Genomic DNA, 26449 nt, shown 5'->3' with positions numbered 1-26449 from the left:
ATCCGGCCTAAGTCGTAGATGCTCTTCTGTCAAGAAAATGGTTGCTACTAATTCCCCCATTCGTTCATAGTAGCAATCTCTTTTCCATTTCACTGTAAATGGGAACACTGATCTTCTCCTAGATCAAATCCTTCATTTTATCAGCAATAAGATTTGACGCTCTTCTAGGACTCAAACGATAGAGTTTATCCATTATTTTGGAATCCTTGCCCGCCAACACTCGAATCCGGTCATTTTCAATCCCCTTCACAATAATTTCGGCAGCTTCTTTAGGCGTTAACAATTGGGACATTTGTTCCTTACTTATCTCCTTATTATCTGCAACATCCAATCCGGAATTCATCATAATGTTTGTGCTTACTCCGCCAGGAAAAACAACGGTTACTTTCACATTTGTATCTTTAAGTTCAGCTTGGAGGCCCTCTGTCAAAAGTTTCACAGCAGCCTTAGATGCGCCATAAATGGTTTGACCGGGAACCGGAAGAAATCCTCCCATACTGGATACATTGGCAATATGCGCAACTGGTCTATTCAGCAGATAAGGAAGAAATGTCTTTACCATATAAAGTGTCCCGTAAAAATTAATATCCATGACTAACTTGATTTTATCGTATTCCAGTTCATTGACTTTTAAAAATGGATGAATAATACCTGCATTATTTATGATTCCATCCACTTTTCCATGATGATCAATAACTTGCTCCGGAAGTGCTTCGACTGCATCCCGCTCCGTTAGATTTACGATGTGTGTAGAAAGCCTCCGGCTTTTATTGTCTGCTTGATTCACAGTTATCTCTAATGCTTCCTTACTTATATCTACAGCAGCAACACTCGCACCCTTTGAAAGCAGATTAAGAACCAATTCTCTACCGATTCCGCCTCCCGCTCCTGTAACAACAATAACTTTGTCCAATACCTTCATTTGTCTTAACACCCTCTCTTAAATAATCGCCTTTTATCAAAGAATCAGACTTTTATAGGAATTACTGATAATCCGTATGTATTGCAATACTACGGTCGCAGCTCTAAGCGCTATCATATCACTGAAAATTAAATCATTATGGTATTTTCGTACTTTTTTTTGTACAATTACCACATGAAGCATTGAGCTTATTGTACTTGAATGAGGAAAGGGGAAAGTGCATGGACTCTTACATTGATAAAAACAAGAAAATATGCGATCTCATTTCCAGTACTTTTGGTTTAAGCGTTTTATATATTGACCCAAACGGGAAAATAATATATGAATCCTCAAATCAACCGTTTTTCAATCCTCTTTATGAGAACCAAAAACAAAAATTATTTGCGCAATTGAATTTCTACGCGAGTAAACCGTATGAATTCCCATTAATTAAGAAGTCGGCATTTTCAGAAAAATTTATACTGATTACTATTTTTAACAATCAAACATTTGAAGGTACCGCATTAATTGGCCCCTCTGTTTCCTACCCTATATCTGAGGATAGAGTGAAAGGAATAATCCATGATTCACGCGGATTTTTTTATCGTGATAAAATCCTACAATATTACAAGTTGATCCCTATTGTTCTACACGAAAAACTGTTAAGTATAAGTACAATAGTATTCTACATGTTTAACCATGTCTTGTTTCCACCGGAATCCGTATGGAAGAAAAATGCTGAAATAACAGAACCTAATGTAAAAATAGAGAAAATGGAGTTAGAGCTCACTAGGAATTTACATTCAAGTCTTTTTCGCGAACGATTATTTGAAAAGAAAATAATAGAAATTATAAAAGAGGGAAAAGTAGAGGACCTAAAAGATCTTCCAATTTCAGAAGAAGAAGAAGCCAGTGTTTTATCGAAAACCAGTTATATTCGTTCTAATAAGAATCATATAATAATCCTCATCACTTTGGTGTCCAGAGCTGCTATTGAAGGTGGATTTCATGAGGAAATTGCCCATAGACTACTTAATCGTTACATTCAACAGGTGGAAGAGCTGGAGTCATTAGATGAGATTAGAGAATTGGCCAAAGAAGTACTTTATACTTATGCCAAAAAAGTTCGGCAAGTAAAAATAGAACGCTATTCTAAAACAATAATTTCATGTAAAAATTATATTTACCAACATATTTACGAAAACATAAGTCACAATGATATAGCCCGGACAGTTGGACTTAGCCCAAAATATCTTTCTGCATTATTTAAAAAAGAAGTCGGTCTCACCGTAAGTGAATATATTCAACAAATGAAAATCGATGAAGCAAAGAAATTACTCACCTATAGCAAAACATCTATTTCCGAGATTTGTACCTTGTTGTCCTTTAATGATCAAAGTTATTTTACTAAGGTATTTAAAAAAGTGACTGGAGTCACCCCCAAGTTTTATAGGGAAAGATTTCACTTTTTGAATGAGTAATTGCCAAAACCACCTATAACAGGTGCACTTGAAAAGCCTTATGGATCTTCGATAGGTGCGAGTTGCTCAAATAAAATACGAATTTCTCCATCCCAAGTTAAAATAAATTGTTGTTGGTTAGATTTCAATAATTCGTGTCATGTTTACTTATCTAATGCATTCTATTTTGAATAATTAGCAAGTTGGACAGCATGAGTGTAATGAAAAACAGCACGCACCGTTGTATCCCAGTACGCGCTTATGATCAGTTATTTACTACTTATCATCCTCGATACAATTAGGTCAAGCCTGATGTAAAGATTCCACTGAACTGACGCCAACCGCGAACATGCCTGCCCGACCGGTATGGACGTTCGATGAACTGGAGCGGCTGGTGACCAAGAAAAATACACATTATACTTTCCAAACGATATTTTGCCCGGCATCGATTAAGGAACTGCGGGCAGAGAAAATTATGTTTTTGGAAATGCTTGACTACTATGAACGTCATCAGACCGGGTAGTTCCTGGCATTGATATGAATACAGTCAAAAAGAAGCTAAATGAGCTATTTGAAGCACGCTCCCCTTCCTTGCCCACACCAAAAGAGGAGTGGCTGATGAATCCTGTTTCTGGGGGGTCGGGGTTCCCCCTTCCCCCTGAAACAACTACACCCCAACCCGTAACCCAGGAGGTACTTCTACTCTTTTACACAAACTTCTTGAAGCTACATGTATAAGTATGTTGTACGTTTATTAGTAGTGCCTAATTTTCTTCCTAGGATAGGCTGCTAATTATCTGACGTACGCCTTCAACGGTTGATGTTAAAGGACGACCCAACAGCTTTTCAAAATCGCCACTTGTGAAGTCCATATAGCCTTCACGATTACCCTGCTGAATACCAACTAGTACTGGGATAGCATATTCGGGTACACCTACACCTTTCATAATTTCAATGTATGTTTCATCATCCACATGCTGCACAATAACTTTTTCACCTATTGCAACTCCTACTGAAGCTGCAAGCTCATCCTGTGGGGGTCCGCTGAGTTCATAGACCGTGTTCTCATGTCCGCTACCAGTAAGTACAGCGGCAATGGCTATTGCATAATCTTCCCGAGTGGCCCAGCCTCCTCTGCCGGTACCAGAAGAGGTTATCCACGGTGCTCCAGCCATTGTAGCTTTAATACTTGATATTTCATTTTCAAGATACCAATTGTTGCGAAGGAACGAATATGGAATACCGCTAGCCTTGATTATCTGCTCCGTCACTCTATGTGCCGGAATTAGTGATAGCTGGCTCTCCTGAGCATTGGTCACACTAGTGTATGCAATAAAGGCGACTTTAGCTCGTACAGCCGCTTCCACCGCGTTAGTGTGCTGGCTAATTTGAATGTCATCAGGTCCACCTGAAGAGATGATCAACAGTCGGTCAACCCCAGTAAAAGCATCATCCAATGTTTCTGGCTTAGCAAAGTCTCCATAACGCACATCGACGCCCTGAGCACGGAGTTGCTCCGCTTTCTCCGGGTTTCGTACACTAACAGCAAGTTCACTAGCTGGAATGGATTTTAGCAGTTGGTTCATGATTTTGGAACCCAACTGTCCTGTTGCTCCTGTCACTAATATTGTCATTGTTATTTCCTCCTAAGTCGTTGTAACTTTTTTTGTTATAACATTATCGGTTACAACATATCTATAAAATAAAAGCCCTTTTTAAGAGCTATTATTGTCTATCCAAAATAATTGGGTTAATTGACCTAGAGTCGTCTGTGTTAATCGATTCTCCATTGCCTCCTGTGCTTCTTTCAGTTCGTCTTGTAATACCTTCTCAATATTTCGGCCTACTAAACAATTTAGACTCCGAGTGTTATGAATATCAAACAAATGATCTTCGTCAGCAACATGAACGGCCCGGTAAATATCTAAAAGTGTAATATGCTCAGGATCCTTTAGCAAATAAGCACCACCCACTCCTGCACGAACGCCTAATAATCCAGCCCTTTTTAACATTCCTATAATTTTGCGTATGACTACAGGATTGGTATTTACACTATTTGCAATAGAATCTCCTGTACATTCCAGAGGACACAGTGCAATCATCGATAGAGTGTGAACCGCCATCGAAAAACGCGAACTAATTCTTTTCATATTCATCACCACCACCGTTGTAACCATTTTATTTACAACGGTGGTTTATGTCAATAATAATTTTATATATGAGTTCGTTATTGGCGGTGAATGCGCACCAAGTTGTAATATATATCCATAATAAGTAAAAGATCAAAATATACTATTGATTAATTATACCTGCATTTACGAGACGAACAGCCTCTTTCTTAAAAAATCTTTACAATGTCGATTAAAAGTTTTGCCTTGCTTTGCTGGCATAACAAAAATCCTCTCGGGTTTAAATAGATCTTTTGTATCACCTTAAAAATGACATTGTATAAAATTGAAAATGACATATTGAGTAGTTTTTTTAAAAGTATAATATTTATATAGTAAGAAAGTAATGCAATTATTACATAGAGAAAATGCAATTTATTTTCGACAAATTTCATGCAATTTCATGCAATTCAAAGAATTCATATAACTTTATATTCACTTCATTTTCACAAATAAAGGAGTATACTTTTAACCCCCACCCTTCAGCAAAGAAGGGTTTTTTTAGTAAGTATGTTAGAAAAACTTCCAAATTTTATTAGTACTTTTCCATTTTATGAATGTTAATTGTATTTTTTTAAAAAAGTAGCCTTTTTCAACTGAAATCGACATTTAAAAATGAAAGGAGGGGATAAGTGTGAGATCTTACACCAAACAAGATTTATTTTCCACAGTTGAAAAAGGATTTAGTAGCTACGTTAAATCTTGTCTCATTCACAGAAGCATAACTTTTTTTAAACACTTCGATATGGAAAGTACACGATTTAGATCTTTAAATGAAATTAAAGAAAACGCTTTATTTAACAAAACGGATTATACAACTCATTTTAATATTCTTGAAGATGAATCATTGTATGAAGCGCTATCTTCCTTAAAACCATTAGAGAAGAGACTCATTTATTTAAAATTCTATAAGGAGTACACAGATCGACAAGTAGCAACAATACTAGGAGTTAGTAGACAAGCGGTAACAAAAGCAAAAAAGAAACTGTTAGAGAAATTAAAGATAAAGTTAGAGAAATAATCTCTATTCGCCTTTCATTTATTCTATATCTAAAATTGATAGGAGATGAGAAGATGCGAGAAGTATTCGAACTTATCAAATTATCACAAGAAGGAAATACTCAGGCTGAAACTGAACTTATACAACGTTACGAAGGGTTAATATATAAATTATCTTGGCATAATGGAAAATTTAATGAAGATTGTAAACAACAATTAACTATAGAGTTTATTATGGCCGTTAGACGCTTTGATCTAACACGTTATATGGGATTTTGAGAAGAATAAAAGTGGCAACTTGGTTGCCCTTTTTATAATTCGACCCTATTTAAAACTGTTACTATTTATAGCGCTCTTTGATAACTCCATAAAACAAATTTCAAGTACATTACTCTTGTATCCATTAGAATGGAAAGCGACTTAGCGGGACCGCCATGACACCTTATACAGAAATCTTAGGAATAGCGACCTATTTCCGGCTTAAATCAATCTGTGGTGGATTGACTCGCAATAACCTACAAGAGGGATAATGATACTCCTGCCCGGCCAACGTAACTGTATTGGGGGCAGCCTGCTCAGTTGAGGGGGAGTCTCTGAGAAAATCAGAGCTGTGTTGTCAGCAACCACTGACAACTTGAAATGTTTCTAAAAGATAATTTGTAGTAGTATTTTAGTATTTTATTCGTGTAAATAAAGTGTATCCTTCTTTACTTGTACTTTAAAATCCCAGACAAAAATGGGGGTTGACTATGGACACTGAAGCCCACTTGATAATCAATCAGCAAGAGATTTATGCCCTCTTATTCCAAAGCTACCCAGACGTTGTTAATATAGCTGAAATGTGTGAAATGCTTGGTGGGATAAGTAGCAAAACTGCCTATAAACTTTTACAAGAAAATCAAATAAGTCACTTTAAAATTGGGCGAACTTATAAAATTCCTAAAGTAAATATTTTGTTGTATCTAAATATATTTACATTTGAAAGACCTCACTGTGACGCTTTAGTGCATTGAATCATCTCTACCGTACGTGTTATAATTAACACGTCAATGGTAGGATCAATGCGGGCTGCTATGAAGGAGGAATATTCATGGTAGCAGGCCACCTACAAGAAAAAAAAGGGCTTTTTTATATGGTCTTGAATTGCAAGGATGAAGAAGGCAAGAGAAAACCAAAGTGGATTCCAACTGGTCTTACGGTTAAAGGAAACAAAAAAAGAGCAGAAGCATTGCTATTAGAGACAAGGAGGGAATTTACTCTTCTTTTAGAGGTTCCTGAGGAAGAACCGATAGTTGAAGAAATTATCGAAGAAATGCCAGCTGAAGAGCCAGTCGATCAAGGACCACTATTTTCTGTCTTCATGCTTCAGTGGCTAGCAATGATGAAACATCAGGTTGAATTTATCACCTATGCTTCGTACCACAATGTCATTACTAATCATATCGTTCCTTACTTCGAAGACAAGGGGTTATTTCTAAAAGAATTATTACCAAGTCACATACAAGATTACTATCAGTATGAGTTAGAGGAAAATGAAGTGACAACCAATACGGTTCTCCATTATCACGCTAATATTCGCAAAGCGTTAAAGCATGCTCTCAAAAATGATTTAATTAACACTAATCCCGCAGATAAAATCGAACGACCTAAGAAGAATGATTTTGTAGGCAGTTTTTACAACAAGCAGGAGACTAATATTCTGTTTGAAAAAGTTAAGGGCGAACTGATAGAGCTAGCAGTCATTCTTGCCGCTTTTTATGGATTGCGGCGAAGTGAAGTAGTTGGGTTGAAATGGACAGCTATAAATTTTGAAAACAAAACGATTAGTATTAGGCATACTGTAACTCCGGTTTATTTTGAAGGTCAGGAACACATCATTGAAAAGGACCGGGCTAAAAACAAACCAAGCCGCCGCACCTTACCTCTTGTGCCAGCCTTTGAGGAATTACTGTTGCGTATTCGTGAGATTCAAGCTCTCAATAAAGCCATATGTGGTAAATCCTACTGCACTGATTACGAGGAGTATATCTATCTGGATAAGTTGGGACAACGAATTAAACCGGGCTATATCACACAGAACTTCACTAGAACTCTTAAAAAAAATGGTCTTCGTCATATTCGCTATCACGACCTGCGTCATAGTTGTGCAAGCCTCCTACTCGCAAATGGAGTCAGTATGAAAGAAATTCAGGAATGGCTGGGACACAGCAACTATTCTACAACGGCCAACATTTATTCTCATCTTGAGTACAGTTCCAAAGTATCTTCGGCATCAACAATGAGTGGTGTTTTGGTCTTTTAATAAAAAAAGATCGCACCACCCTCAATAATTCATGAGAGTCATGCGATCTTCTCCTCGTTCTCTCCTTCGGAAAAAGGAGAGAACTGCAGGAGAGAACTCGATAAAAAGTTCTCTCCCAAACTGTTTCAAAAACCAAGGTTTTTCGGAAAAAACCCTTATAAATCAAGGATGCCGAGGACGGGGGTCGAACCCGTACGGTACTCACGTACCGCAGGATTTTAAGTCCTGTGCGTCTGCCTGTTCCGCCACCCCGGCATGTTATGTGCGTGGTTAACGCGACAAGAAATATAATATCACGTATTATGGGGATACGCAATAAATAATTTCCATTAAATTTTCCTGTATACAAACAAACAGCCCGATCAGCCGAAACTGATGCGGGCCCTTTGCAGTTACTAACCCCGTCTAGTGGCGTTCGCGCTCGCCGCTTCTGCTGCGCATACCGACCAGCCCCAGAAGTCCGAGCAGGCCGAGCCAGCCCCAGTTAGAGCCGTTATCGTTATCGCCTGTGGTGCTTTGTGCCCGGTAGATGCCGGTTGGTGTAGTGTTGTTCAGCGGAGAGACGGAGCTGTTGTCTCCGGTACGGATTTTATCCTTCATGATCGTCTCATTCTTGTGCATGGTGCCTGTCGTCTGGTTCCTCATGGTATTGCCCCGGCCGTTCATCATTTGTGTGCTCCGGCCATCCATGTCACCCATGTTACCCATTGTGCCCATCCGGGTATCCGATGTTGTGCTGTTGGTAACGGGTGCCGTTCCGCCCATTCCTGTCGTGCCAGCCGCAGCAGATGTGTAACCGGCTCCGAGCAGACTCATGGAAAGTACTGTGCCGCATGCAAGGCTTGTAATCAGCTTGTTCAAGATGGTATGCCTCCTCTGTGGTTGTGGTTTATCGCTGATAATTTCCCCACACGGCACATCATCTATGCAACGCAGATTATTCCTTTATGATGTTCACGGTCTTGCTGAGCGCATCATAGGTCACTTTGGCTCCAAGCGCTTCGGCAATGGCGCGTACCGGAGCGTACGTGGTGACGTTATCCAGCACGCCGGTCGTGAGCTTCTGTCCGTTCAATGTGATATTTACTTTAACCTCGGTATTCACCTCTGGGTCACCTCCGTTAATCCGGCTTAATGCGTCCTTCACCTGCTGAACGGTGGGGTGCTTACCGGCCCGGAGCTCAGCAGTGGTTAGTCCGAAGGTCATCTGCAGATGAGAGTAGTCCTTGAAGGAACTCCAGTCCCCGCCCCACTCGAAACCGAGCTTCTTCGCCTCCTGTGCAACCTCCTGCCAGTCCGCTACCTTATCCCCGTCTCCGTCACGTTTCATATCCCAGGATACGCTTTTGCCATCCGGCAGCAGCAGTGCGTAATCAATTGCCAGGCCGTAATTGTGATAGCTGTTCCCGCCCTTGGCATTGGTTACAATAGCGCCTTTCTTCGTTCTTCCCTGCGCGTATAGCGCATTCTGCTCGGCAATGGTGCGCATTCCCTGGGTAATGAGGATCGGAATCCCTCTGGCATAACTCCGCCGGATGAGCTCTGTAGCACCCGCCAGCAGCACCGGATGCAGATTGCCCAGCCACCCTGCCGATTTACTCTTCACTTGATCCAAAGTCAGCATATACTCACCCCCTGGTATAGTAAATGCCCCCTTGTACAATGTTGCATGTACACTTTCCCCCCTGCATCCGCCCAAGTTTGCCAGGCTCCCTGAAGCATACGAAATAAGCCCCCAGGCAATCCTGAGGGCTTTAATGAGGCTTGATCCAGCTTAGCGTAAACAGGAGCCAACAAGGATGAATTGCTGCACCACAGGCCACACTAACATGGAGTACCTTTAATCCTTAATCCCGCATGGAAAGGTGGACAACCATGGATATTCACAGTGACAGCTATAAGGTAGCCGCACTTAGCGATCAGGAGGATGTTGTTGAGGTGATCCGCGGGGCCGAGTCGGCCATCGCCCGGATGACCGGGAATCCCGGAGTCACGCTGATTGCTTATGAAAAGACGGAAGCCGCCCGGAGAAATTAACCGCTCCGTCCGCTCCGGCCAGCTTCGCCTGCACCCTCAGACGATATAGGCGTCCACAATATCATCCACGTTCAGCCACTTCCATTCCTCCGCCCACTGCAGCTTGATTTCGCGCGAGTGGGTGTGAATGGAGGTTACAAATCCGCTAAGCAGCTTGTGCTCAAGAGGGTCAAACAACACTACCGTTACCCGTACATGACTCCGCAGCGACAAAGCCAGCGTATGCTCAATCTCCTCCAGCTTGTGCTCATCCGGAACCGGCCTGACGCTCTGCCACGTCTCCCGTACACCTCTACTGATTACGCGCATCTGCTCCGGCAGTACTGTCCGGTTGCTGTCCCACAGGTTATTGCCCTCCAGCTTTTTGCCCATTGCCGCTCCCCCAATCTATGGTCTGTATACAATACCGCAATACGTTGTCCGCTCATCAACCGAACGTATGTTTGTATTATATCCGTGATCCGGCTTTTTAAGCAAGCAGAAATATATGTAAGCACCAAGACCTGGAAGGAACCATACCGGACTCCGCCGGCACAACAAAATAACCCCACAGCAGTGGGGCTAGCTTGAATTCATTCTGGTAATTACTCAGGCACTAAACGGGGATGAATACTTTTTAATTGGCCGTGTTTCCTGCCGTGCTCTCTGTCGTTGCAGCTCCCGTATCCGTCTTCGCAGCCGCGTCCGCTTCTGACGGGTCCACAATTAGACCTTCTGTGCTCTCTTCCGGGTCAATCAGTCCGGCGGCCGCTCTGGCTTCATTCAGCTTGGAGATGCCGTACAGCATCGCTACATCCGCCTGCTGGTTCATTGCATTGAATTCCTCGGCAGTTACATCGGGAGAAACCGCGCTTTTGGAGGCCTGCTCTTTAATGGAATAGGCACTTTTAAAAGCAATAATTGAATCTCTGAGCAGCGTCTGGATGGTGTCCGGCAGGCTCTTGGAAATCTTCACATCACTCACCTGATCGGCAATATCGGAGGCTGTATCCTGGAACTCGTCTACGGCCTTCTGCAGCTCCTTCTCGGTTGCCTCTCCGGTTGAATAAGAAGTTAAGGTGGTGTTGAAATTTTCCAGCGAGGATTTACCCATTTCATCGAATTTTGACATTTCATTGTAAAAGCTCTGAACTGTATCCTGCACTACTTCCTGCGAAGCAGGTTCTGCGCTGTCATTGCTGCAGGCACTTAGGACTACAACCATCATAAGTAATCCTGCAAATAAAAATCGTCTCATATTTATATCCCTCCACTTAACAGAATAATATCGAATTTTGTTAAGTGCAAATGAAATTAATGTAAAATCGGCCGGGATGAAACATTTTCCTGAGATAAAGCGTATTCACAGTAAGAAACACAAGAAGAACCCGGTAGTGACTGGGAATTCTTGTTATACTATAATCAAATTATCCGTTATACGAGAGGAAGATATCTTATGCCTTATTGCACAGCCTGTGGTGCGGAATATAAGCAAGGCGCCAAATTCTGCGGAGAATGCGGAGCAGGTACAGAGGATAATAACGCTCCGGCAGCAGCACGCCGTCCGGCGGCAGGCCGGGTCTCCGGAACAAGCACAGAAACCGAGCTGTGGCAGGGTAAGCCTGCGGGCATATCCGACCGGCTCAAGGGGCTTATTGGACTCAATACCACCAGATACACAATTACAACCCAGCGGATTATGGTGAAGAGCGGACTGATCGGCAAGGATGTCGAAGAAATCGAGCTGCTGCGGGTCAATGATTTTTCCGTCACGCAGTCGATTCCCGACCGTATATTAGGCATTGGAACGCTTACGATCCTCTCGGATGACGCCTCGTCGCCGCAGCTTCCTTTCCGCAAAATCCGCAAGGTTCAGACCGTAAAAGACGTGCTGCGACAAGCCGTCCGCAACGAAAAAGTCGCCAACAACATCAGCTACCGCGAACAAATCTGAACTAAGGCCTTACTGTTAAGGAAGATACAAAGCCCCTGCCGGAATTACGCTTTTGACCTGGCTGGGGCTCTCCCACATCAGCACGGCCCGCGCATCCCCCTGGTTCTCGTAATACTCCACCTTCAGCTCATGCAGCTTACCCGCAATCAGCTTCACACTGCCTTGCCGTTCCTGCCCGCTCTGCTTCATCCAGCTGTCAATAATCAGCTTGCCGTCGATCCACACCCGGATGCCATCATCCGAAGAAGTATAGATGGTGTAAGTCTCACTGTACACCGCACTTAGCCTGCCGCTCCATCTTACCGAGAACAAATCTGCACCAATAGCCGGATCAGGGGCTGCCTGTCTCCAGATGAAGTTGATGTTGGCATCCGTCCGGGTGAGGGCGGGCGTACCGCTGAGCGTAATGTTATTATAGTACTGGCCATACAAGCCCGGCTTAGGAATGCCGCCCGGTGATGGATCCATTGCTGCCGCCTTTGCTGCATATTCGTCTCTCGTGAACACGAAATTATCCTTCATAAAAGCTTTGATCACCGCATCACTGTTCTTCTCATACAGCAGCTTGCCCCAGGTCATCTGGTAGCTCCATTTGTTCTGGGAACCAGCCAGCAGGGCTGCCGGAGGAAGCTCCCCATTCTCGCCAATGGCGATCAGCTTGCCGCGTCCCAGATCCCAGAGGCTGTCATGATGGCCCCCCTTGAAGTCTGCGTCATAGATATCCAGTGCCAGCACATCCACTCTCCCGCTGCCCGGGTAATATTTCGCAGGTTCGTCACACCACTGGTTTTTCGCATTCGGACTCCACACCCACAGGAGATTATGCAGCTTGTGATATATGGTATAACGCTCGAACATAATCTCCCAGAGGGTGCTGAAGGAAGACTTCTGCCCCCACCAGAACCAGCCGCCGTTCATCTCATGGTAAGGTCTCCAGAGCACAGGTACACCAGCATCCTTCAGCTTTTTGAGATACACGGCTACTTTGTCCAGCTCTGCAATCATTGCTGTGTATTGGACGGTTCCCGGAGTAATATATTTGTTGAAATCTGCTTCGCTGAGGCTCATCGAGACATTCGCCCAGGCCGGAGCGGTTCCCGGCAGATTGGCATGATAGCTCATCGTCACGATTCCCCCGGCCTGATGCCAGCGGACCGCACTGTCTGTGACGGCCTGCCGCTGGCTGCTGATTTGCTGCTCCGTCTGGTTGCTGATGGCACCCATTTCATAGCCGTGAAGTCCCGCATAGCTCCCGCCGGTATTCTTCAGCTTCACGCTGAATTCATCCGGGCTCTCCAGATAATCATGCTGTCCGCTGATCACGCCTTGCCCCTGCAGCCAGTATAAGGTGTTCAGCAATTTACGCGCCGGCAGGGCCAGCTCCGCATCCGCAGGACTCATCAGCACACTGCGGAAGGCGGCCTGCCATTGTACATCCCCTACCAGCCGTGACGCGGAATCCAGCAGATCTCTGAGTACACGCTGTTCCACTTTATCCACCATCCTTTTCCATCTGTTTGTACATTTTATGGCGAATTATGTAACATCAGAACGGCGGATAGACAAGAATTACGTCTGTTCCAATCCCGCAGTCATACGCTATACTATTGTGAGCGCAGGCTTCATGCGCCCACAATACTTAAGCGTATGCTTCCGAAGCGAGTTTTGCCGGAGCTTATCATTGGAAGCTATGCTAACAAAACTTTTAAGGAGCAGATATGAAAGCCAAAAAATTCATCACCAGTCTCATTATTGTTGTTCTGCTCAGCCTGGCTGCTTACTACTTCGGGGAGAATGGTCAGCTTCCGTCCCAGACGCCGTCTTCTGACAATTCGGAGGTTGTCCGGCTGGAATTCCCATCGGGCCGCTATCCGGAGACCGCCAGACATATTCAGGAAGCGATTGAGAACGGGGAGTCCCCCATCTGCACGATTGACCGGAATGAAGCCGAAGAGAACCGTAAGGAATCCCTGAAGGGCGTACCCACCAAAAAAGGTTATGACCGCGACGAATGGCCGATGGCGATGTGTGCGGAAGGTGGAGCCGGCGCTGATATTGAATACATAACTCCCAGCGATAACCGCGGAGCTGGAAGCTGGGTCGGCAATCAGCTGGAGGACTTCGCAGACGGTACCCGCGTAGAGTTCATGTTCAAATAGGCAGAATGCCTGAATGCTCCGGCTACCGCTACCGCAAATGATTGCTGATAAGAAACAGATCGCATATTAGCCGCTCTCCTCTCCGTCATATAAGGACATTTGCATGCCTGTTATGCGAACGACAGTTCTTTATGCAATTTCACCCAAATAAAGCGTAAAATAGGGTGGGATATTATTCCATAGACGGAGAGCCGGGAGTGTTCTATATCTGTTATCGGGGGAAAAGGCTGTACGGCCCTATGTCCGAGGCTGAAGCCTTACAGGAATGGTTTGCACTTGCAGGTACAGTCAAGGAGTTGTATATCATTGAAACGGATGAGCATACAGGCAGAATCAAACGCCAGATCGGTCCGGCGGCACGCAAAAAAAAGAAATAGCCCCATCCGGCCTCAGGCCAGACAGGGCAGCACTTGTTCAATGCGGTTCTAGAACAAACAGGCTTTAGTGATAATAACCAGCAGAATGAACAGAACCAGAATCGCACCAGTCGAAGTCCAAGGGCTTACAACCGGAACAATCGGAGGACCCTGATTAACTCCACCGACGTTATTTCCACAACCGCAACCATACTCTGCTCCCATAATTTAATTCCTCCTCTTGAATATTGAATACAGCACAGAATATGTGGAAATCTAACCGGTGGCATGGGCCAATTGGCAAAGAAATGCCATTCACCTAACGGCCAAGCCCTATTCGGTCGATATAAAAGGTGGATGCGCTGCTTCAAAAAATCTTGGAGGAGGAACACAAATGGATATTGCTGCACTATCGGTTGTCATGAACCAGTCGTCTTTATTGCAGGCTGCGGGATTACAGGTCATGAGTATTGCCAAAGATCAGGCACAGACGGATGCCCAGAATATGGTCCAGATGCTGAGTCAGGGCGCACACCCCACCTTGGGAAAAACACTTGATATTCGCGCCTGATTGCTTTATGCTTACATACATAGGAACACCCGTTCCATATCCATTCAGCTGCTGAATGTTGAGTGTGCTGATTGCTTAGCCCTTCTGGGCTTTTCTTTTGACCATTAATACGAACATACGATCTTATATTGAGGTGATTGATTATGCAATCCTATTATCAGATGACTGCGTTGGAGAAATGGACAGAGGATTTATATCAGCGCATCGGTGTCCGCCAGCCGTCCGACATATCCATTGAATACATAGCCGAGCGGCTGAATATCTGGATTCATTATTTGGATGTCCGTAGCAAGAGCATTGAGGCCAGCGCTGGAATGTACAGTATGTTTATCGACAACAGGCTTCCTCCCGAACTGCAGCGGCTGGAGTTCCTCCATGAGCTGTGTCATCTGCTCCGCCATGCCGGCAAGCATACTCTGATGCCTGAACAGTTCACGCAGGCGCAGGAGGATGAATCGGAACGGTTTATTCTTTATGCCGCCATGCCCTATTCCATGATTTCTGCACGGACACTGCCTGAACTGCGTGAGGATGCCGTGGCTGAGCTTTCCAGTACCTTCCAGGTTCCTGTGGAGCTGGCTCTGCAGCGAATTGACCAGATCCAGCGGCGGATTTTCCAGGGGCAATTGATGGCCGTAATGGAAAGAAACGAAGACAGAAAATTAATCCATAGACATATTCGCTAAGCGCTGCGGGGATAATACCGGCATAGACATTAGAACAACAGATGTACCTCTATGCATGGTTACATTTCAACCGTAAAGGGGAGCGACATGGAAGCCATAAAAGTCATTCAATTATTGCTGACCCATCCGGATTACAGCGTAGATGCAGTTCATCCCGAAATTCCGGATTTTGTCGGCATTGAGACCATTGAAGTGGACCACGAAACGCAGACCTTCTCCATCTTACTGCAGGAACCCAAGGAGTACGATTAAACCTCCGTGAAGAATAATCAGCATATAGAGAGCTAGCTCAGTCCATAACCTTTCACCCTATAAAAAAGTGACCCCGCCAATATCCGGCAGGGTCTAAGGTTTCTATCAGGGGGTATGTATACACTATACTCACTGTTGCTTAAACCAACCTTAAATCAGGCTGAGCAGGTTCTGATTATGGGCAAAGGGTCAGGGGACTGCAATTTTCAGTTTTCTCTTGTGCTACCATATTGTACAATAATGGGAGTAACTGCAATTTATTATCCCCGCGGACGGAGTGATTCTATCACTATCAGGACAATCAAGAAATGGATCGTAGCCGCTCTAGTCTTTCTAAGCCTATTGAGTATTCTTTACTATTTACTATCCAAGGTCGTATTCGAATACATAACGTTCTCAGATCCCTATAATAATATCTTTCAAATGATCGCAATGGGCATCATGCTTATTGTAGCGCTGGTCTGCACTTCTCTGCTGATTAATGACAAGAATAACGACTAGCCGCTGCTGACAAACTGGATAATCCCGATACCCGCCATTGCCAGGGAGATTCCGAGTATTACCGCAAGCATGATCCAGACTACCTTTTTGGTGGACTGCGGGGGCGGGTTATAGTTCTCCATCACAGCAATCCGTTTCTCCAGCGCAGCAACCCGCTTCTCCAGTTCACGGTTGTTATCCTCTGCTTCACTCATTGCCACTCTTTCTCCACTCTCCTCTGGTTATATATTTTTTAATCGTTTCATCATGTTTCTGTAACTTATATCCAGCTCCCATCCCTTACTATGGACAAGGGAGGTGTTTGTAGTGGAAATTCTAAGAAGTGTTTGGTTATTGCTGCAACTTGCAGCTGGCCTTTGGGGGTTCACATTTAATCCGATGCCCGCACAAGCCGCTGATACAGGTGCTTCTGTGTCTACAGAGAACATTCAGACTTATCAATATAATTTGGATGAGATGCACGGTTGGAAGGTCACTTCGGCCGGTTCCGGGATGTTCAGAGCTGATAATGCGATCTACCAGACGGCCGATAGCGGCAAGACCTGGGATAAGCTCAGTGATTCGGAGAATGGAACCTTACCGTCCGGACCGGTTGGAGCATTTACATTCAGTAGTGCGGATAACGGCTGGCTAACCATCAACACTCCGCAGCCAGGGACCCAGCGGCTGTACACAACCGGAGATGGCGGAGCGCACTGGACCCAAGAGAAGCTTGAAGTGCCTGATCAATACGCCTCTTCCATGTTCGATCCTGCACCGCCTGTTTTTTTCAGCTCAACATCCTATGGAATCATGATTCCGGATCACACGGAGATACAGAATGCACAGGGCGGAAACACTTCGTTTTTCCTGTTTTTCGTGACCCAAGATTACGGGCGGCACTGGAATGCTATAACTGACCCTACCGCCGGTACATGGAACAGTTTGTCCTGGGACGCTGCTGAAATTCAGGATAAGGAGCATTATTCTTGGGAAATCCGCATTGGCCATGCCCTTTGGACTTCACCGGACGGCAAGGATTGGGCTACATCCATGGAAACAGCACATCAAAAATCCTCGTTCCATAAATGACAACCGCAAGACCCAGAAAGATCCCGAAGACTCCGCCCACCCGAAGAACCGTTTGCTGGCCTGGCGTAGCTGTAGACTCCATAGTTTCCCGGAAAGGCCTCCGGGTTCGAATCTTGACCCCTTTTCGGGAGAAGGCCAGCTGCACAGCCGAGTAGATAATTCCTATTCCCACCAGCCGCGAGAACCAATCCATAATGCTCCAGTCTGCGATATTCATAGCCTCACGCTCCTTTTACAAGTTATTACCCAGTAAATGGAATGTGAAGTCAACTTCTCCCTGAAGTCATTCTTAGAACTTCGGAACTCTACTTCGCTCTTCTGCGCGCTAATAACCAATCGAACAATAATCCAAACCCCAGCCAGAAGAAGAAGTGAATGCCGTATAGTATAAACTGGAACAGAAGTTCATTGTTCATGGTGTAATGCAGATCTGTCAGCTGAGGGTTAAGCCATAACAGTAAAGGACCGGTCAAAAAAAGTAGCAGGTTTTTATCATCTTGTCCTGACAGATTAATCATACATACCGCTACAGACAGAATCGGTAACCACAAACCCAATCTCTTCATTAATTTCATCTAAGTCCCTCCATTTACTAAATACTACCATATAATGATAGACGGGGACCATGACATACATCTTGAATCCATAGAGAATCGTGCCAGAATATTATCTATTAATAATTCTCCCCGGCATAATACCGCTCCAGCTTATGCTCCAGATGTATGAGCTGTGCTTTTTTCGCTTCTATATCATCCAGGAGCTGTTTCTTCTGATTCTGAATAAGCCTAATCCGCTCCGGTAAGGTAGCCGTACCGGCTCTGACCATATCATGATACTTCTTGATCTCCTCCACACTCATTCCCGTTTCACGCAGACATCTAAGGAAGATCAGCCAGGTAATTTCCTGCTCGGTATACAGTCGGTTGTTCTGCTCATTGCGGGCTACTGCATCCAGAAGTCCTTTTCGTTCATAGAAGCGGATCGCCCCTATGCCCACCCCAACTTTTTTGGCGACTTGTCCTATCGTAAACATTCCGGTTCACTCCCAAATATTTATGTTGACCTACACTTAGTGTAGCATAATAAGCTTTGAATTGTTGCTAGACCATATCCCACAGAAAGAAGGATTACGATGAACAGAACCGCTTTTGTAACAGGCGCCAATAAAGGAATTGGATTTGAAATTGCGAGACAACTCGGTGAAGCCGGCTGGAAGGTGTTGCTTGGTGCACGCAGTGTTGAACGGGGGGAAGCCGCAGCTTCCGAACTAAGAAACCAGGGATTAAACGCAGAGTTTGTGCAAATTGATATGACTAATCAAGAGAGTATTGAACAAGCAGCCGGCAGCATTCAGGCCAATTACGCTGATCTGAAGCTTTTAATTAATAATGCCGGCATGCCGGGAGCCTTCTCGAGCTCATTCAGTGCAACCCAGGAGGCCGATTTGCGCAATGCCTTTGAAGTGAATTTCTTCGGAACGTTCCGCCTGAATCAACAGCTGTTCCCTTTAATCCAAAAGAATGAAGGAACCATTGTGAACGTATCGACCGATATGGCTTCACTTCACTTCATGCAGAGCTCTGCATATGCGCTTAATGCTTTTGACTATAACGCCTCCAAAACCTCCAACAATGCAATGACCGTGGCCATGGCGATTGAATGCAAGGACAGCAATGCTCAAGTATTCGCCGTCACTCCCGGCTTCACCAAGACGGATTTGAACGGCAATGCCGAGGGCGGCAAATCCAAAGCAGACGGGGCAGCTATTATTGTCGGCTTCGCAACGGATGGTAAGCGGCATAACGGGGAGTTTCTCGATGTAAATGGGGTTTATGCCTGGTAATGCAGGTTAGACTTGCCACGAAAGAAAAGTGCCCGCCAACGGATTACGGTTGACGGGCCTCAATATAATAGACTATCGTGTCACTTCCATGAAAAACTGCTGTAAATCCAATTCGGATTTTATATTTTCAATCACATTTTTCAAACCAGGAACCCAGAGCAAAGTGTCTTGCCGAATATAGTTTAAAACTAAGGCGCAACTCCGTTCAAATTTTTCAATATGGGGGCTGTGTTCATTTTTCAAAACTTTTCTGACCTCATCTGCTAATTCCATATAATCAGAGTCAATGTGATCTTGCTTATTTATTTCAGCGGGTTTTAATTTAGACCAGGCGTAAGCTCCTCCAGCCACTACTTCTTCAGATCCCTCCACATATTCCAGAGACGAATCCTCGTTAATGAATTCATTAATCCGCGCCTCTAGACCTTTGAAGGTTTGGACAAAATCAATTACGTCTTCCAAAAAGACACCTCCCAAATAGATAAGAAGATGTGATTTTCCGCTGCTGTAAAAATCCTTCAGTTAGCAATCACAATCTTGTGTGAGTCCAGTGTATCGCATTTTTAAACAAAAATACATTGTGAAAATTTGAACCTTCTCCAGAAAACTCACATTAGATCCTTAACAACTAAATGGAACTAATTAATGTATGACGATGAAATAGAAGAGAGCTGCTAATACAAACCGATAGAGGGCAAACCATTCCAAGCGAAGACGTTTAATCAGTTTGATAAAGGTCACTACGGCAATCATTGCCACTTTAAAGGATGCTGCAAATCCAATTAACATTAGAAGTAAATCGTCAGAATTCAACAAATCACGGCTATCATACAAATCCAACAAGCTTGCACCAAACATGACAGGGACGGAAATAAGAAATGTAAAATCTGCGGCGGCTTTTTGGCTAGTGCCTAGCAAAAGGCCGCCTGAAATCGTCGAACCCGATCTTGAGAATCCCGGCCACAACGCCAGGCATTGGAACAAACCGATTCCAAAGGCTTGTTTATAGCTAATTCCATCCATCGTATCAGCGGTTTCTGTCCGCCTATTCCGTGCAGCGATGATCATCAACAAGCCCCCGACTACTAGACCGATCACGACAGGAGTCGGGCCGAATAAACAGCTTTTTATAGTATCCTTGAAGAGGAGATACATGATTAATGTAGGCAACATAGCTAATATCATATGAATGATGTTTAATCCTTTACTTTTGGAGAAATCCATTCTAACCATATTAGACCCAATCTCCAAATACCTTTTCCAGTAAAGAATTAAAACCGCCATTACTGCACCCAGCTGTATAACAATCTTAAAAGTGATTGCAGCTTCTCCCTCAAAGCTAAGCAAATCACCTGCTAAAATAAGATGTCCGGTAGATGATACCGGTAGAAATTCAGTTAAACCTTCGATTATGCCGAGAATGATTGCTTTCATAATGTCAGTCACCAGTGGATAGTCTCCTTTCGGTAATGGAAGCTTTTTATTTCCAGTATACGGGGGACATAATTATTTCCAAATCGATTGACCTTACAATCTTCCATTCAGCATGACATAATTGTCACATTGATCATTGAAATGACCCCCTATATCACTCCCTTTCCTCTTGAAGACTGACAGATGGCGTACGGTTCGTGTCCCATGGGTACCTCTGCGAATCCATGCTGCACAGACAAGCAGATCGAGGAGCTTTGAAAATGGGCGACGGGAGTGGCAGGAATCAAGTAGACCGATGAATTCCCGGATTGGCTTTCGTCTAAATAAACGAAGGCATCAATGACAACAAACCATTTTGAAGATGAGGTGTTAAAAATGGCATTAATGTCCACATTCACGAGCTTCAATCTGCCTGTAAACAACGTAGAACAATCGAAGGCGTTCTTCACCGGACTCGGATTCGAGCTCAACCCGCAATTCCCCGATAATGAGAAGTCGGTAGCCATCGTGATCGGCGACAACCTGCAGATCATGCTGCTCACCAAAGAACTATTAAAGTCGCTCACGCAGAAGGAAACCGTTGATACGGAAAAGTATGCGCAAATGACGATCGCACTCACCTTCGGGAGCCGAGAAAAGGTGGATGAAATCGTGAATACTGCGGTCTCCTTGGGCGGGAAATCGTACGAAGAGCCTGAGGACTATGGATTCATGTATCATTGGGCCTTCGAGGACTTGGACGGTCATATGTGGGCAATCAACTACATGAACACGGATGCCGCTCAAGGTTAAGGATAACGGAGAGCGCACTGATACTTGGATTAACAAGGGAAGATGACGGGTGCCTTCCCCGGCGTCTTTTTTGCGACAGGGTTATTTTATGTATGCTCTTAATTCAAATCGTTGACCGCACGAACCGCGCACCATAGATTGATTTTCCTATACTTTTTTTCTTAAGGAAGGCCATGCTGAGGATATAAAGTGGCTTACTTTAAAGTGGATTACCCATAAAGGCGGCGATTCTGAAATCACGCAGGATAACCAAAATAAATATGATGTAAAAATCGAGTTTAAAGCTTGAACCTGTGGAATATAAGTCTCCGTTAGCAATTCCGTCAGCATCTCAAAATTAAGACCTTTCCCCACTCAAGCCTATTCGCTCCACCGAGTCTATAAACAGCAAAAAACCCTTACAAAGTAAGGGTTTTAGTGAAGTGGGCCCTACAGGACTCGAACCTGTGACCAATCGGTTATGAGCCGACCGCTCTAACCAACTGAGCTAAGGGCCCGGACTAGGATATCCGTATTATACAAGTGCTGTCTGATGAAATAAAATTGGTTGCGGGGGCAGGATTTGAACCTGCGGCCTTCGGGTTATGAGCCCGACGAGCTACCGGGCTGCTCCACCCCGCGTCAGTAATCATATTCAAACAGCGACAATAGATAATATACAATATAAGCATAGATAAAGTCAAGGATGAATTTGGTTAATTTGTTTATGGCAGAAAACGCACACCGTAGCGGCCCTTGCGCGAACGGTAAATTTCCACAAAACGCGGATCATGATAGCCGTAGATCCAGCCGTCCTGTTCAAGTCTTTTAGCCAGACAACCCGCTTGAAATCTTGTCCTGAACAATTTCGCGAAGTATATCCAATTCATGATGCCCTTCTCCTTTTTCGTATTAATGTTTGCTGCTGCTCTGATCATTATCATGCCCAGTTTTTCATTAATAACAGGAAAAAAGCCCTGCGGAATGGCTGGCAATTTCTGCACCGCTTGTCTGAAATTATTTTCCATTCAAGAATTCAGAGGATAGTTGTATAATGTACAATTAAAAACAGCAAAAAGGGATGCTTGCCTCTTATAACTGTAGTCTGTACAACTAAATCTGCCCGAATCGGGGAAAACCGTCTGCAACTCGAAGTTTAATTGCACGAAATACAACTAAACGATTATTTAGTTATAAATCAGACGATTTAGTTGTACAAAGTGCACTTAAGCATACCGGATCGGATATACCATAATGGGGTCACTACAAACCATTGGCAAATGATTTTCCAAAGTGGTTCTCACTAGTTTAAATTTGACGCTATACTACTTGCCCTTCGCACTTCGCTCCAGCCAGCCGTTGTCCAGATTGAACAAGACCGCGGGATCTTTGCGCATCGCGTTAAGCATATGGTTGCCCTGCTGCTCCCAGGCCTTGAGGGCATTCGCTACCGTCCGTTTGCCTTGAATGACTTCGCTGAACAGCCTTTGTCCGGCCAGATTGATCTGATAAATATTAGGCATCTTGTACGCCAGACTCTCCACATTAGCGTCCGTCACCCGCACAGGCTTCACATTGTAAAAGGGTTCAAGGCTTACTCCAGCCTTCTGTGAACGGTTGAAATCCATCCGGGAGGTAAGCTGATAAGGATTGGCCGCCTTGATTCTGGCTACTTCGTTGCTGTTCACAAATTTGATCAGCTCCCAGGCATCCTCTTCATTCTGCGCGGTACTGCTGATGGCCAGCATCTGATCCAGTCCCGCGCCGACGGCCACGCCCGGCTTCTCGGCAAACGTAGGTACGGCGGCGATTCCCCAATCCACATGTCTGAAATTAATGTTCTTAATCAGGAGCGCATTGCGGTCCGCGGAAGCCAGCTCGTTGATATAACCATATTCCCCGATGACCATTGCCGCTTTGCCCGTCAGAAACCAGTCTCCCAGAAACGGGTTAAATCCGGTCTCTGCAGGTTCGGCAACAGCTGCGGCTGCGGCTTCAATATCATCCGGGCCGGGGATAATCTTCTTCTGAATCAGATTGCTGAAGGTAGTCCAGCCTTTACTCCACAGCGCATTGTTCACTGTCATTGCCCCGCCTTGGTTATCGTACATAGCAGCTTGCAGAGGAGAAAGATACGCCTGCATATCCCCGAACGGATCGCCGACATAACGGCTCCTTGAGAAGCCATATATCCGCTCATCCATCTGCTTGGAGGTCTTCGTCACCATACCTGCAAGCTTGAAGAATTCATCCCAGGTCATCCCGTCCGTTGGATAATTCACTCCGGCAGCATCGAATATCCCTTTGTTATAGAAAACTACACTGGCGTTGAAAGTAGGTGCCAGCGCAAATAGATGGCCCCTTCCGAGCTCACGGACACCATTCAGCATCGTTGGTGCCATATTGCTGATATCATAGCCGTCACGGTCAATCAGCGGCTGCAGAGGCTCAAGCATGTTCTGGGCTGCCAGACTCCTGATCAGGCTGCTGTCTCCTATGACCACATCTACCGGATCACTGCCAACCATGATGTCACGCATATGCCCCAATGCTTCCGGTCCTTCCACCATGTACGTGTTGGTGAAGCGGAACTGCTCCTGATCCACCGCCGGAACAAACTCCAGCTTCACGTCCGGATGCGTGAACTCATAGAGGTCAGTCAGATTCTGGCGCAGATAGGTATCATCGCTGTTACTCCACAGACTGCCGATCCGCAGGACCCGCTGTCCTCCCGATGGCTGCGTCACCACGGATGCCGTCAGGGGTTTGGCCGAAGTGGCAGAGCTGACAGGGGCTGCCGCCGCTTCAGCCGAAATAACAGGCAACAGTACCGCCGCACAGAGTGCCAGCTGAAGACCGCGCCTGAGCAGAAGAGGAATCGTTGATTTAGCCATATTTATAGCCTACTAATGAAATATCATAAGCCTGGACAAGTGGCTGAGCATGCCTTTATTTAGCATTATATAGCCTATTCGAATATCGGAAGTGACATCCCGTTTAAACTAAAAAGACAGTTTGTTCACCTTGGCACAGACTGCTTTTGTCTAACGCAAAAAAGAAGCCCTGCTGTACCTGTGAAGGCACGGGGCTTCTTGCTGTATTTCTGGCCTGCTTCCGGGCGGCGGCTGTTGTCGCATGAATTTCCCGATTCATCCGCCTTTTATTGTAGGGATCCGTCAGCTTTACACAAAATCCTGCACAGAATACAACATTTTCCTCATCCTATCGGCCAAAATCGAAGATTGTTGTAGAAAATGCAGCATTTCCTCTTCACCAAGCGGCTTAGCAGGAATATTCTTGTATTTCATACAACAATCCTCCTAAACACCTGGCTATGCATGAGACAAAGTTGTAAAACGTACAACATTAATGTCCACACCGCTCACTAAGAAGTTTCATAAGAAGTTTCAAATGAGCCGGTAACAAATCAAGTGTGAGGTATTGATGTATCTGCAATCCAGCTTATACGCCGAACGCTGCCGGGTCTTTACGCCACGATTGCAGCAGCGCTACATCCGAGTCAGCGATCGTGCCTTGAGCCAGCGCCACATCAATGAGTGTGCTGTAATTGGACAGGCTCTGCAGCGGGATTTCCGCAGCGGCGAAGGCATCTACGGCGCGGTCCAGCTCATAGCTGAAGATAGCCAGTACGGCCAGCGGTACGCCGCCCGCTTCCTGCACAGCCTGCGCGGCCTTGATCGAGCTGCCGCCGGTGGAGATCAGATCCTCAATCACGATCACCTTCTGGCCGGGAGCGATCAGGCCTTCGATCTGGTTCTGCTTGCCGTGGCCTTTGGCCTTGTCGCGGATATAAGCCATCGGCAGACCGAGCTTATCGGCCACCCAGGCCGCATGCGGAATCCCGGCGGTTGCAGTCCCGGCAATGACCTCAGCGTCCGGATAGCTGGCTCTGATCAGCTCTGCGAAGGCCTCAGCAATGTAGCCCCGGACAACCGGAAAAGACAAGGTCAGACGGTTGTCGCAATAGATCGGCGATTTGATGCCGGAGGTCCAGGTGAACGGCTCCTGCGGGCGCAGGGCTACCGCTCCAATCTCCAGCAGGTAACGTGCAACTTGTTCACTTTTATTCTCTAATGGGCTCATACTTCGCTCATCTCCTCAATAATGGTAAGTGCTGCGGCGCGCGGATCTGCCGCCGCTGTAATCGGCCGGCCCACTACCAGGTAGTGGCTGCCCTGCCGTATAGCTTGTCCGGGTGTCATAACCCGGGACTGATCGTCAAGGGAGGCACCGGCAGGCCGGATACCCGGGGTCACCGTGCGGAAATCCGGTCCGCAGGCTGCTGCGATCACCGCTGATTCCTGCGGCGATGCTACCACACCATGCAGGCCGGCTTCCGCCGCAAGCTTGGCGTACCGTACAACCGTGTCCGTCACCGTTCCGGCGATGCCGATTTCGCTGTTCATAACCTCCTGGCTGGTGCTGGTCAGCTGGGTCACCGCGATAATGAGCGGAATATGCAGCGACGGATGCAGGCTGACGGCCTTCGCTGCGCCTTCCAGAGCAGCAGCCATCATGGCAGCTCCTCCGGCGGCATGCACGTTGAACATATCAACGCCCAGCATGGTCAGGCTCTCCGCCCCGCCCCGGACGGTGTTCGGGATATCATGCATTTTGACGTCCAGGAAGACCGAATAGCCGCGTTCCTTCAGCTCCCGGATGAAGTCCGGCCCGGCAGCATAGAACAGCTGCATGCCGACCTTCATATAGCAAGGGATACCTTCCAGCTGGTCGAGTAATAGCCTCGCCTGTGCCGCATCCGGATAGTCCAGGGCAACCATCAGCCGTCCGGCCATTTCATTACGCTTTTCTACTTGCCCGATGTTCTCATGTTCGTGGTGCTGCTGTGCTGCGGTCCCGTCCATTTGCCAGCCTTCTTTCTGTAATCAAGTGGTAATGAGCTCTTCAAGGTCCCGGGCATAGGTGAACGGTCTGCGCTAACGCAAACCGTCCTTGTAGCAGCCTGTAGCGGCTGCCCTCACCC

At 45.7% G+C, this 26449-nt stretch carries 37 protein-coding genes and 3 tRNA genes; 17 read left to right on the top strand and 23 right to left on the bottom strand.

Annotated features, from left to right (window positions below):
• Positions 1 to 118: 118 nt before the first annotated feature.
• Positions 119 to 922 carry an SDR family NAD(P)-dependent oxidoreductase gene (locus NYE33_RS13020; protein ID WP_042139289.1) on the bottom strand — a complete coding sequence of 268 codons (804 nt, stop codon included), beginning with the start codon at positions 920 to 922 and terminating at the stop codon, positions 119 to 121.
• 221 nt (positions 923 to 1143) lie between these two features.
• Here NYE33_RS13020 and NYE33_RS13015 point away from each other — a divergent pair, with 221 nt between their 5' ends.
• A complete protein-coding gene (locus NYE33_RS13015) occupies positions 1144 to 2382 on the top strand; it encodes a helix-turn-helix domain-containing protein (protein WP_042139290.1) in 1239 nt (412 codons plus the stop codon).
• 328 nt (positions 2383 to 2710) lie between these two features.
• Positions 2711 to 2884 (top strand): hypothetical protein, encoded by a 174-nt coding sequence (locus NYE33_RS13010; RefSeq protein ID WP_156118706.1) that lies wholly within the window; start codon positions 2711 to 2713, stop codon positions 2882 to 2884.
• Positions 2885 to 3137: 253 nt separating this feature from the next.
• Here NYE33_RS13010 and NYE33_RS13005 read toward each other — a convergent pair whose 3' ends face one another.
• Both NYE33_RS13005 and NYE33_RS13000 read right to left on the bottom strand, forming a co-directional pair.
• Positions 3138 to 3995 (bottom strand): SDR family oxidoreductase, encoded by an 858-nt coding sequence (locus NYE33_RS13005; protein WP_042139292.1) that lies wholly within the window; start codon positions 3993 to 3995, stop codon positions 3138 to 3140.
• A gap of 81 nt (positions 3996 to 4076) precedes the next feature.
• Positions 4077 to 4511: an Rrf2 family transcriptional regulator gene (locus NYE33_RS13000; RefSeq protein ID WP_042139294.1), complete on the bottom strand. Its 435-nt coding sequence runs from the start codon at positions 4509 to 4511 to the stop codon at positions 4077 to 4079.
• 652 nt (positions 4512 to 5163) lie between these two features.
• On the opposite strand from NYE33_RS13000, the gene NYE33_RS12995 reads away from it, so the two are divergent.
• From NYE33_RS12995 to NYE33_RS12980, 4 genes are all read left to right on the top strand, one after another.
• Complete coding sequence (locus NYE33_RS12995) at positions 5164 to 5550, top strand: sigma-70 family RNA polymerase sigma factor (RefSeq protein ID WP_042139296.1); 387 nt, start codon at positions 5164 to 5166, stop codon at positions 5548 to 5550.
• 53 nt (positions 5551 to 5603) lie between these two features.
• On the top strand, positions 5604 to 5807 hold the full coding sequence (locus NYE33_RS12990; protein ID WP_042139297.1) for a helix-turn-helix domain-containing protein: 204 nt from the start codon (positions 5604 to 5606) through the stop codon (positions 5805 to 5807).
• Positions 5808 to 6277: 470 nt separating this feature from the next.
• Positions 6278 to 6541 carry a helix-turn-helix domain-containing protein gene (locus NYE33_RS12985; protein ID WP_042139298.1) on the top strand — a complete coding sequence of 88 codons (264 nt, stop codon included), beginning with the start codon at positions 6278 to 6280 and terminating at the stop codon, positions 6539 to 6541.
• A gap of 77 nt (positions 6542 to 6618) precedes the next feature.
• Entirely contained in the window at positions 6619 to 7830 is a 1212-nt protein-coding gene (locus NYE33_RS12980) for a tyrosine-type recombinase/integrase (RefSeq protein ID WP_042139300.1), read from the top strand.
• 169 nt (positions 7831 to 7999) lie between these two features.
• On the opposite strand, the gene NYE33_RS12975 is transcribed toward NYE33_RS12980, so the two are convergent.
• The 3 genes from NYE33_RS12975 to NYE33_RS12965 form a co-directional block, all read right to left on the bottom strand.
• Positions 8000 to 8085: transfer RNA gene (locus tag NYE33_RS12975), tRNA-Leu, on the bottom strand.
• Between the two features lie 150 nt (positions 8086 to 8235).
• On the bottom strand, positions 8236 to 8691 hold the full coding sequence (locus NYE33_RS12970) for a WGxxGxxG family protein (RefSeq protein ID WP_341066000.1): 456 nt from the start codon (positions 8689 to 8691) through the stop codon (positions 8236 to 8238).
• Positions 8692 to 8767: 76 nt separating this feature from the next.
• Positions 8768 to 9454, bottom strand: coding sequence for a M15 family metallopeptidase (locus tag NYE33_RS12965; RefSeq protein ID WP_042139301.1), 687 nt, complete (start codon positions 9452 to 9454; stop codon positions 8768 to 8770).
• A gap of 251 nt (positions 9455 to 9705) precedes the next feature.
• On the opposite strand from NYE33_RS12965, the gene NYE33_RS12960 reads away from it, so the two are divergent.
• Positions 9706 to 9867 (top strand): hypothetical protein, encoded by a 162-nt coding sequence (locus NYE33_RS12960; RefSeq protein ID WP_197074292.1) that lies wholly within the window; start codon positions 9706 to 9708, stop codon positions 9865 to 9867.
• Between the two features lie 36 nt (positions 9868 to 9903).
• Here the strand turns inward: NYE33_RS12960 and NYE33_RS12955 are convergent, their stop codons facing one another.
• A complete protein-coding gene (locus tag NYE33_RS12955) occupies positions 9904 to 10239 on the bottom strand; it encodes a YolD-like family protein (protein ID WP_042139302.1) in 336 nt (111 codons plus the stop codon).
• A gap of 244 nt (positions 10240 to 10483) precedes the next feature.
• Positions 10484 to 11104 carry a hypothetical protein gene (locus NYE33_RS12950; RefSeq protein ID WP_144026073.1) on the bottom strand — a complete coding sequence of 207 codons (621 nt, stop codon included), beginning with the start codon at positions 11102 to 11104 and terminating at the stop codon, positions 10484 to 10486.
• 198 nt (positions 11105 to 11302) lie between these two features.
• On the opposite strand from NYE33_RS12950, the gene NYE33_RS12945 reads away from it, so the two are divergent.
• Positions 11303 to 11800 carry a zinc ribbon domain-containing protein gene (locus NYE33_RS12945; protein ID WP_336101021.1) on the top strand — a complete coding sequence of 166 codons (498 nt, stop codon included), beginning with the start codon at positions 11303 to 11305 and terminating at the stop codon, positions 11798 to 11800.
• Between the two features lie 15 nt (positions 11801 to 11815).
• On the opposite strand, the gene NYE33_RS12940 is transcribed toward NYE33_RS12945, so the two are convergent.
• A complete protein-coding gene (locus NYE33_RS12940) occupies positions 11816 to 13291 on the bottom strand; it encodes a glycosyl hydrolase (RefSeq protein WP_341065996.1) in 1476 nt (491 codons plus the stop codon).
• 227 nt (positions 13292 to 13518) lie between these two features.
• Here NYE33_RS12940 and NYE33_RS12935 point away from each other — a divergent pair, with 227 nt between their 5' ends.
• Together NYE33_RS12935 and NYE33_RS12930 are read left to right on the top strand one after the other, a co-directional pair.
• Positions 13519 to 13959, top strand: coding sequence for a NucA/NucB deoxyribonuclease domain-containing protein (locus tag NYE33_RS12935; RefSeq protein ID WP_042139305.1), 441 nt, complete (start codon positions 13519 to 13521; stop codon positions 13957 to 13959).
• Between the two features lie 239 nt (positions 13960 to 14198).
• Positions 14199 to 14336: a hypothetical protein gene (locus tag NYE33_RS12930; RefSeq protein ID WP_156118708.1), complete on the top strand. Its 138-nt coding sequence runs from the start codon at positions 14199 to 14201 to the stop codon at positions 14334 to 14336.
• A gap of 48 nt (positions 14337 to 14384) precedes the next feature.
• Here the strand turns inward: NYE33_RS12930 and NYE33_RS12925 are convergent, their stop codons facing one another.
• Positions 14385 to 14540 carry a hypothetical protein gene (locus NYE33_RS12925; protein ID WP_155991357.1) on the bottom strand — a complete coding sequence of 52 codons (156 nt, stop codon included), beginning with the start codon at positions 14538 to 14540 and terminating at the stop codon, positions 14385 to 14387.
• Positions 14541 to 14709: 169 nt separating this feature from the next.
• Here NYE33_RS12925 and NYE33_RS12920 point away from each other — a divergent pair, with 169 nt between their 5' ends.
• From NYE33_RS12920 to NYE33_RS12905, 4 genes are all read left to right on the top strand, one after another.
• The gene (locus tag NYE33_RS12920; protein ID WP_076243860.1) at positions 14710 to 14886 is read left to right on the top strand and encodes a YjfB family protein; all 177 of its coding nucleotides are present in this window, start codon (positions 14710 to 14712) and stop codon (positions 14884 to 14886) included.
• A 143-nt stretch (positions 14887 to 15029) separates the two neighbouring features.
• Complete coding sequence (locus tag NYE33_RS12915; RefSeq protein WP_341065993.1) at positions 15030 to 15572, top strand: ImmA/IrrE family metallo-endopeptidase; 543 nt, start codon at positions 15030 to 15032, stop codon at positions 15570 to 15572.
• An 87-nt stretch (positions 15573 to 15659) separates the two neighbouring features.
• Positions 15660 to 15824 carry a hypothetical protein gene (locus tag NYE33_RS12910; RefSeq protein ID WP_156118709.1) on the top strand — a complete coding sequence of 55 codons (165 nt, stop codon included), beginning with the start codon at positions 15660 to 15662 and terminating at the stop codon, positions 15822 to 15824.
• 342 nt (positions 15825 to 16166) lie between these two features.
• A complete protein-coding gene (locus NYE33_RS12905) occupies positions 16167 to 16325 on the top strand; it encodes a hypothetical protein (RefSeq protein ID WP_156118710.1) in 159 nt (52 codons plus the stop codon).
• Here NYE33_RS12905 and NYE33_RS12900 read toward each other — a convergent pair.
• The gene (locus tag NYE33_RS12900) at positions 16322 to 16519 is read right to left on the bottom strand and encodes a hypothetical protein (RefSeq protein ID WP_076243865.1); all 198 of its coding nucleotides are present in this window, start codon (positions 16517 to 16519) and stop codon (positions 16322 to 16324) included. The genes NYE33_RS12905 and NYE33_RS12900 overlap by 4 nt on opposite strands.
• Positions 16520 to 16736: 217 nt before the next feature.
• Between NYE33_RS12900 and NYE33_RS12895 the strand changes: the two genes are divergently transcribed.
• On the top strand, positions 16737 to 17396 hold the full coding sequence (locus NYE33_RS12895) for a WD40/YVTN/BNR-like repeat-containing protein (protein WP_341065991.1): 660 nt from the start codon (positions 16737 to 16739) through the stop codon (positions 17394 to 17396).
• Here the strand turns inward: NYE33_RS12895 and NYE33_RS12890 are convergent.
• From NYE33_RS12890 to NYE33_RS12880, 3 genes are all read right to left on the bottom strand, one after another.
• A complete protein-coding gene (locus NYE33_RS12890) occupies positions 17350 to 17613 on the bottom strand; it encodes a hypothetical protein (RefSeq protein WP_144026075.1) in 264 nt (87 codons plus the stop codon). The genes NYE33_RS12895 and NYE33_RS12890 overlap by 47 nt on opposite strands.
• Before the next feature lie 88 nt (positions 17614 to 17701).
• The gene (locus NYE33_RS12885; RefSeq protein ID WP_336101027.1) at positions 17702 to 17971 is read right to left on the bottom strand and encodes a hypothetical protein; all 270 of its coding nucleotides are present in this window, start codon (positions 17969 to 17971) and stop codon (positions 17702 to 17704) included.
• 98 nt (positions 17972 to 18069) lie between these two features.
• Entirely contained in the window at positions 18070 to 18429 is a 360-nt protein-coding gene (locus tag NYE33_RS12880) for a MerR family transcriptional regulator (protein ID WP_341065989.1), read from the bottom strand.
• A 99-nt stretch (positions 18430 to 18528) separates the two neighbouring features.
• On the opposite strand from NYE33_RS12880, the gene NYE33_RS12875 reads away from it, so the two are divergent.
• Positions 18529 to 19239 carry an SDR family NAD(P)-dependent oxidoreductase gene (locus NYE33_RS12875; protein WP_341065986.1) on the top strand — a complete coding sequence of 237 codons (711 nt, stop codon included), beginning with the start codon at positions 18529 to 18531 and terminating at the stop codon, positions 19237 to 19239.
• 72 nt (positions 19240 to 19311) lie between these two features.
• Here the strand turns inward: NYE33_RS12875 and NYE33_RS12870 are convergent, their stop codons facing one another.
• Both NYE33_RS12870 and NYE33_RS12865 read right to left on the bottom strand, forming a co-directional pair.
• Positions 19312 to 19701: a hypothetical protein gene (locus NYE33_RS12870; RefSeq protein ID WP_042139313.1), complete on the bottom strand. Its 390-nt coding sequence runs from the start codon at positions 19699 to 19701 to the stop codon at positions 19312 to 19314.
• 180 nt (positions 19702 to 19881) lie between these two features.
• Entirely contained in the window at positions 19882 to 20685 is an 804-nt protein-coding gene (locus tag NYE33_RS12865) for an undecaprenyl-diphosphate phosphatase (protein ID WP_341065982.1), read from the bottom strand.
• Positions 20686 to 21048: 363 nt separating this feature from the next.
• Here NYE33_RS12865 and NYE33_RS12860 point away from each other — a divergent pair, with 363 nt between their 5' ends.
• Entirely contained in the window at positions 21049 to 21465 is a 417-nt protein-coding gene (locus NYE33_RS12860) for a VOC family protein (RefSeq protein ID WP_341065979.1), read from the top strand.
• 423 nt (positions 21466 to 21888) lie between these two features.
• Here the strand turns inward: NYE33_RS12860 and NYE33_RS12855 are convergent.
• From NYE33_RS12855 to pyrF, 7 genes are all read right to left on the bottom strand, one after another.
• Positions 21889 to 21962, bottom strand: a tRNA-Ile gene (locus NYE33_RS12855).
• 47 nt (positions 21963 to 22009) lie between these two features.
• A tRNA-Met gene (locus tag NYE33_RS12850) sits at positions 22010 to 22086 on the bottom strand.
• A gap of 83 nt (positions 22087 to 22169) precedes the next feature.
• A complete protein-coding gene (locus NYE33_RS12845) occupies positions 22170 to 22472 on the bottom strand; it encodes a hypothetical protein (protein ID WP_341068765.1) in 303 nt (100 codons plus the stop codon).
• A gap of 297 nt (positions 22473 to 22769) precedes the next feature.
• Positions 22770 to 24338 carry an extracellular solute-binding protein gene (locus tag NYE33_RS12840; RefSeq protein ID WP_341065977.1) on the bottom strand — a complete coding sequence of 523 codons (1569 nt, stop codon included), beginning with the start codon at positions 24336 to 24338 and terminating at the stop codon, positions 22770 to 22772.
• Between the two features lie 288 nt (positions 24339 to 24626).
• Positions 24627 to 24752 (bottom strand): hypothetical protein, encoded by a 126-nt coding sequence (locus NYE33_RS12835; RefSeq protein WP_256703856.1) that lies wholly within the window; start codon positions 24750 to 24752, stop codon positions 24627 to 24629.
• Between the two features lie 154 nt (positions 24753 to 24906).
• The gene (gene pyrE, locus NYE33_RS12830; RefSeq protein ID WP_076244013.1) at positions 24907 to 25548 is read right to left on the bottom strand and encodes an orotate phosphoribosyltransferase; all 642 of its coding nucleotides are present in this window, start codon (positions 25546 to 25548) and stop codon (positions 24907 to 24909) included.
• Positions 25545 to 26261: an orotidine-5'-phosphate decarboxylase gene (gene pyrF, locus NYE33_RS12825; protein ID WP_042141534.1), complete on the bottom strand. Its 717-nt coding sequence runs from the start codon at positions 26259 to 26261 to the stop codon at positions 25545 to 25547. The genes pyrE and pyrF overlap by 4 nt, the downstream gene beginning before the upstream one ends.
• Positions 26262 to 26449 lie beyond the last annotated feature (188 nt).

The organism is Paenibacillus sp. FSL R10-2199 (genome assembly GCF_038000235.1).
In the GTDB taxonomy this organism is placed as follows: Bacteria; Bacillota; Bacilli; order Paenibacillales; family Paenibacillaceae; genus Paenibacillus_AQ; species Paenibacillus_AQ phytohabitans.
This window is presented reverse-complemented; position numbering and strand designations above follow the sequence as displayed.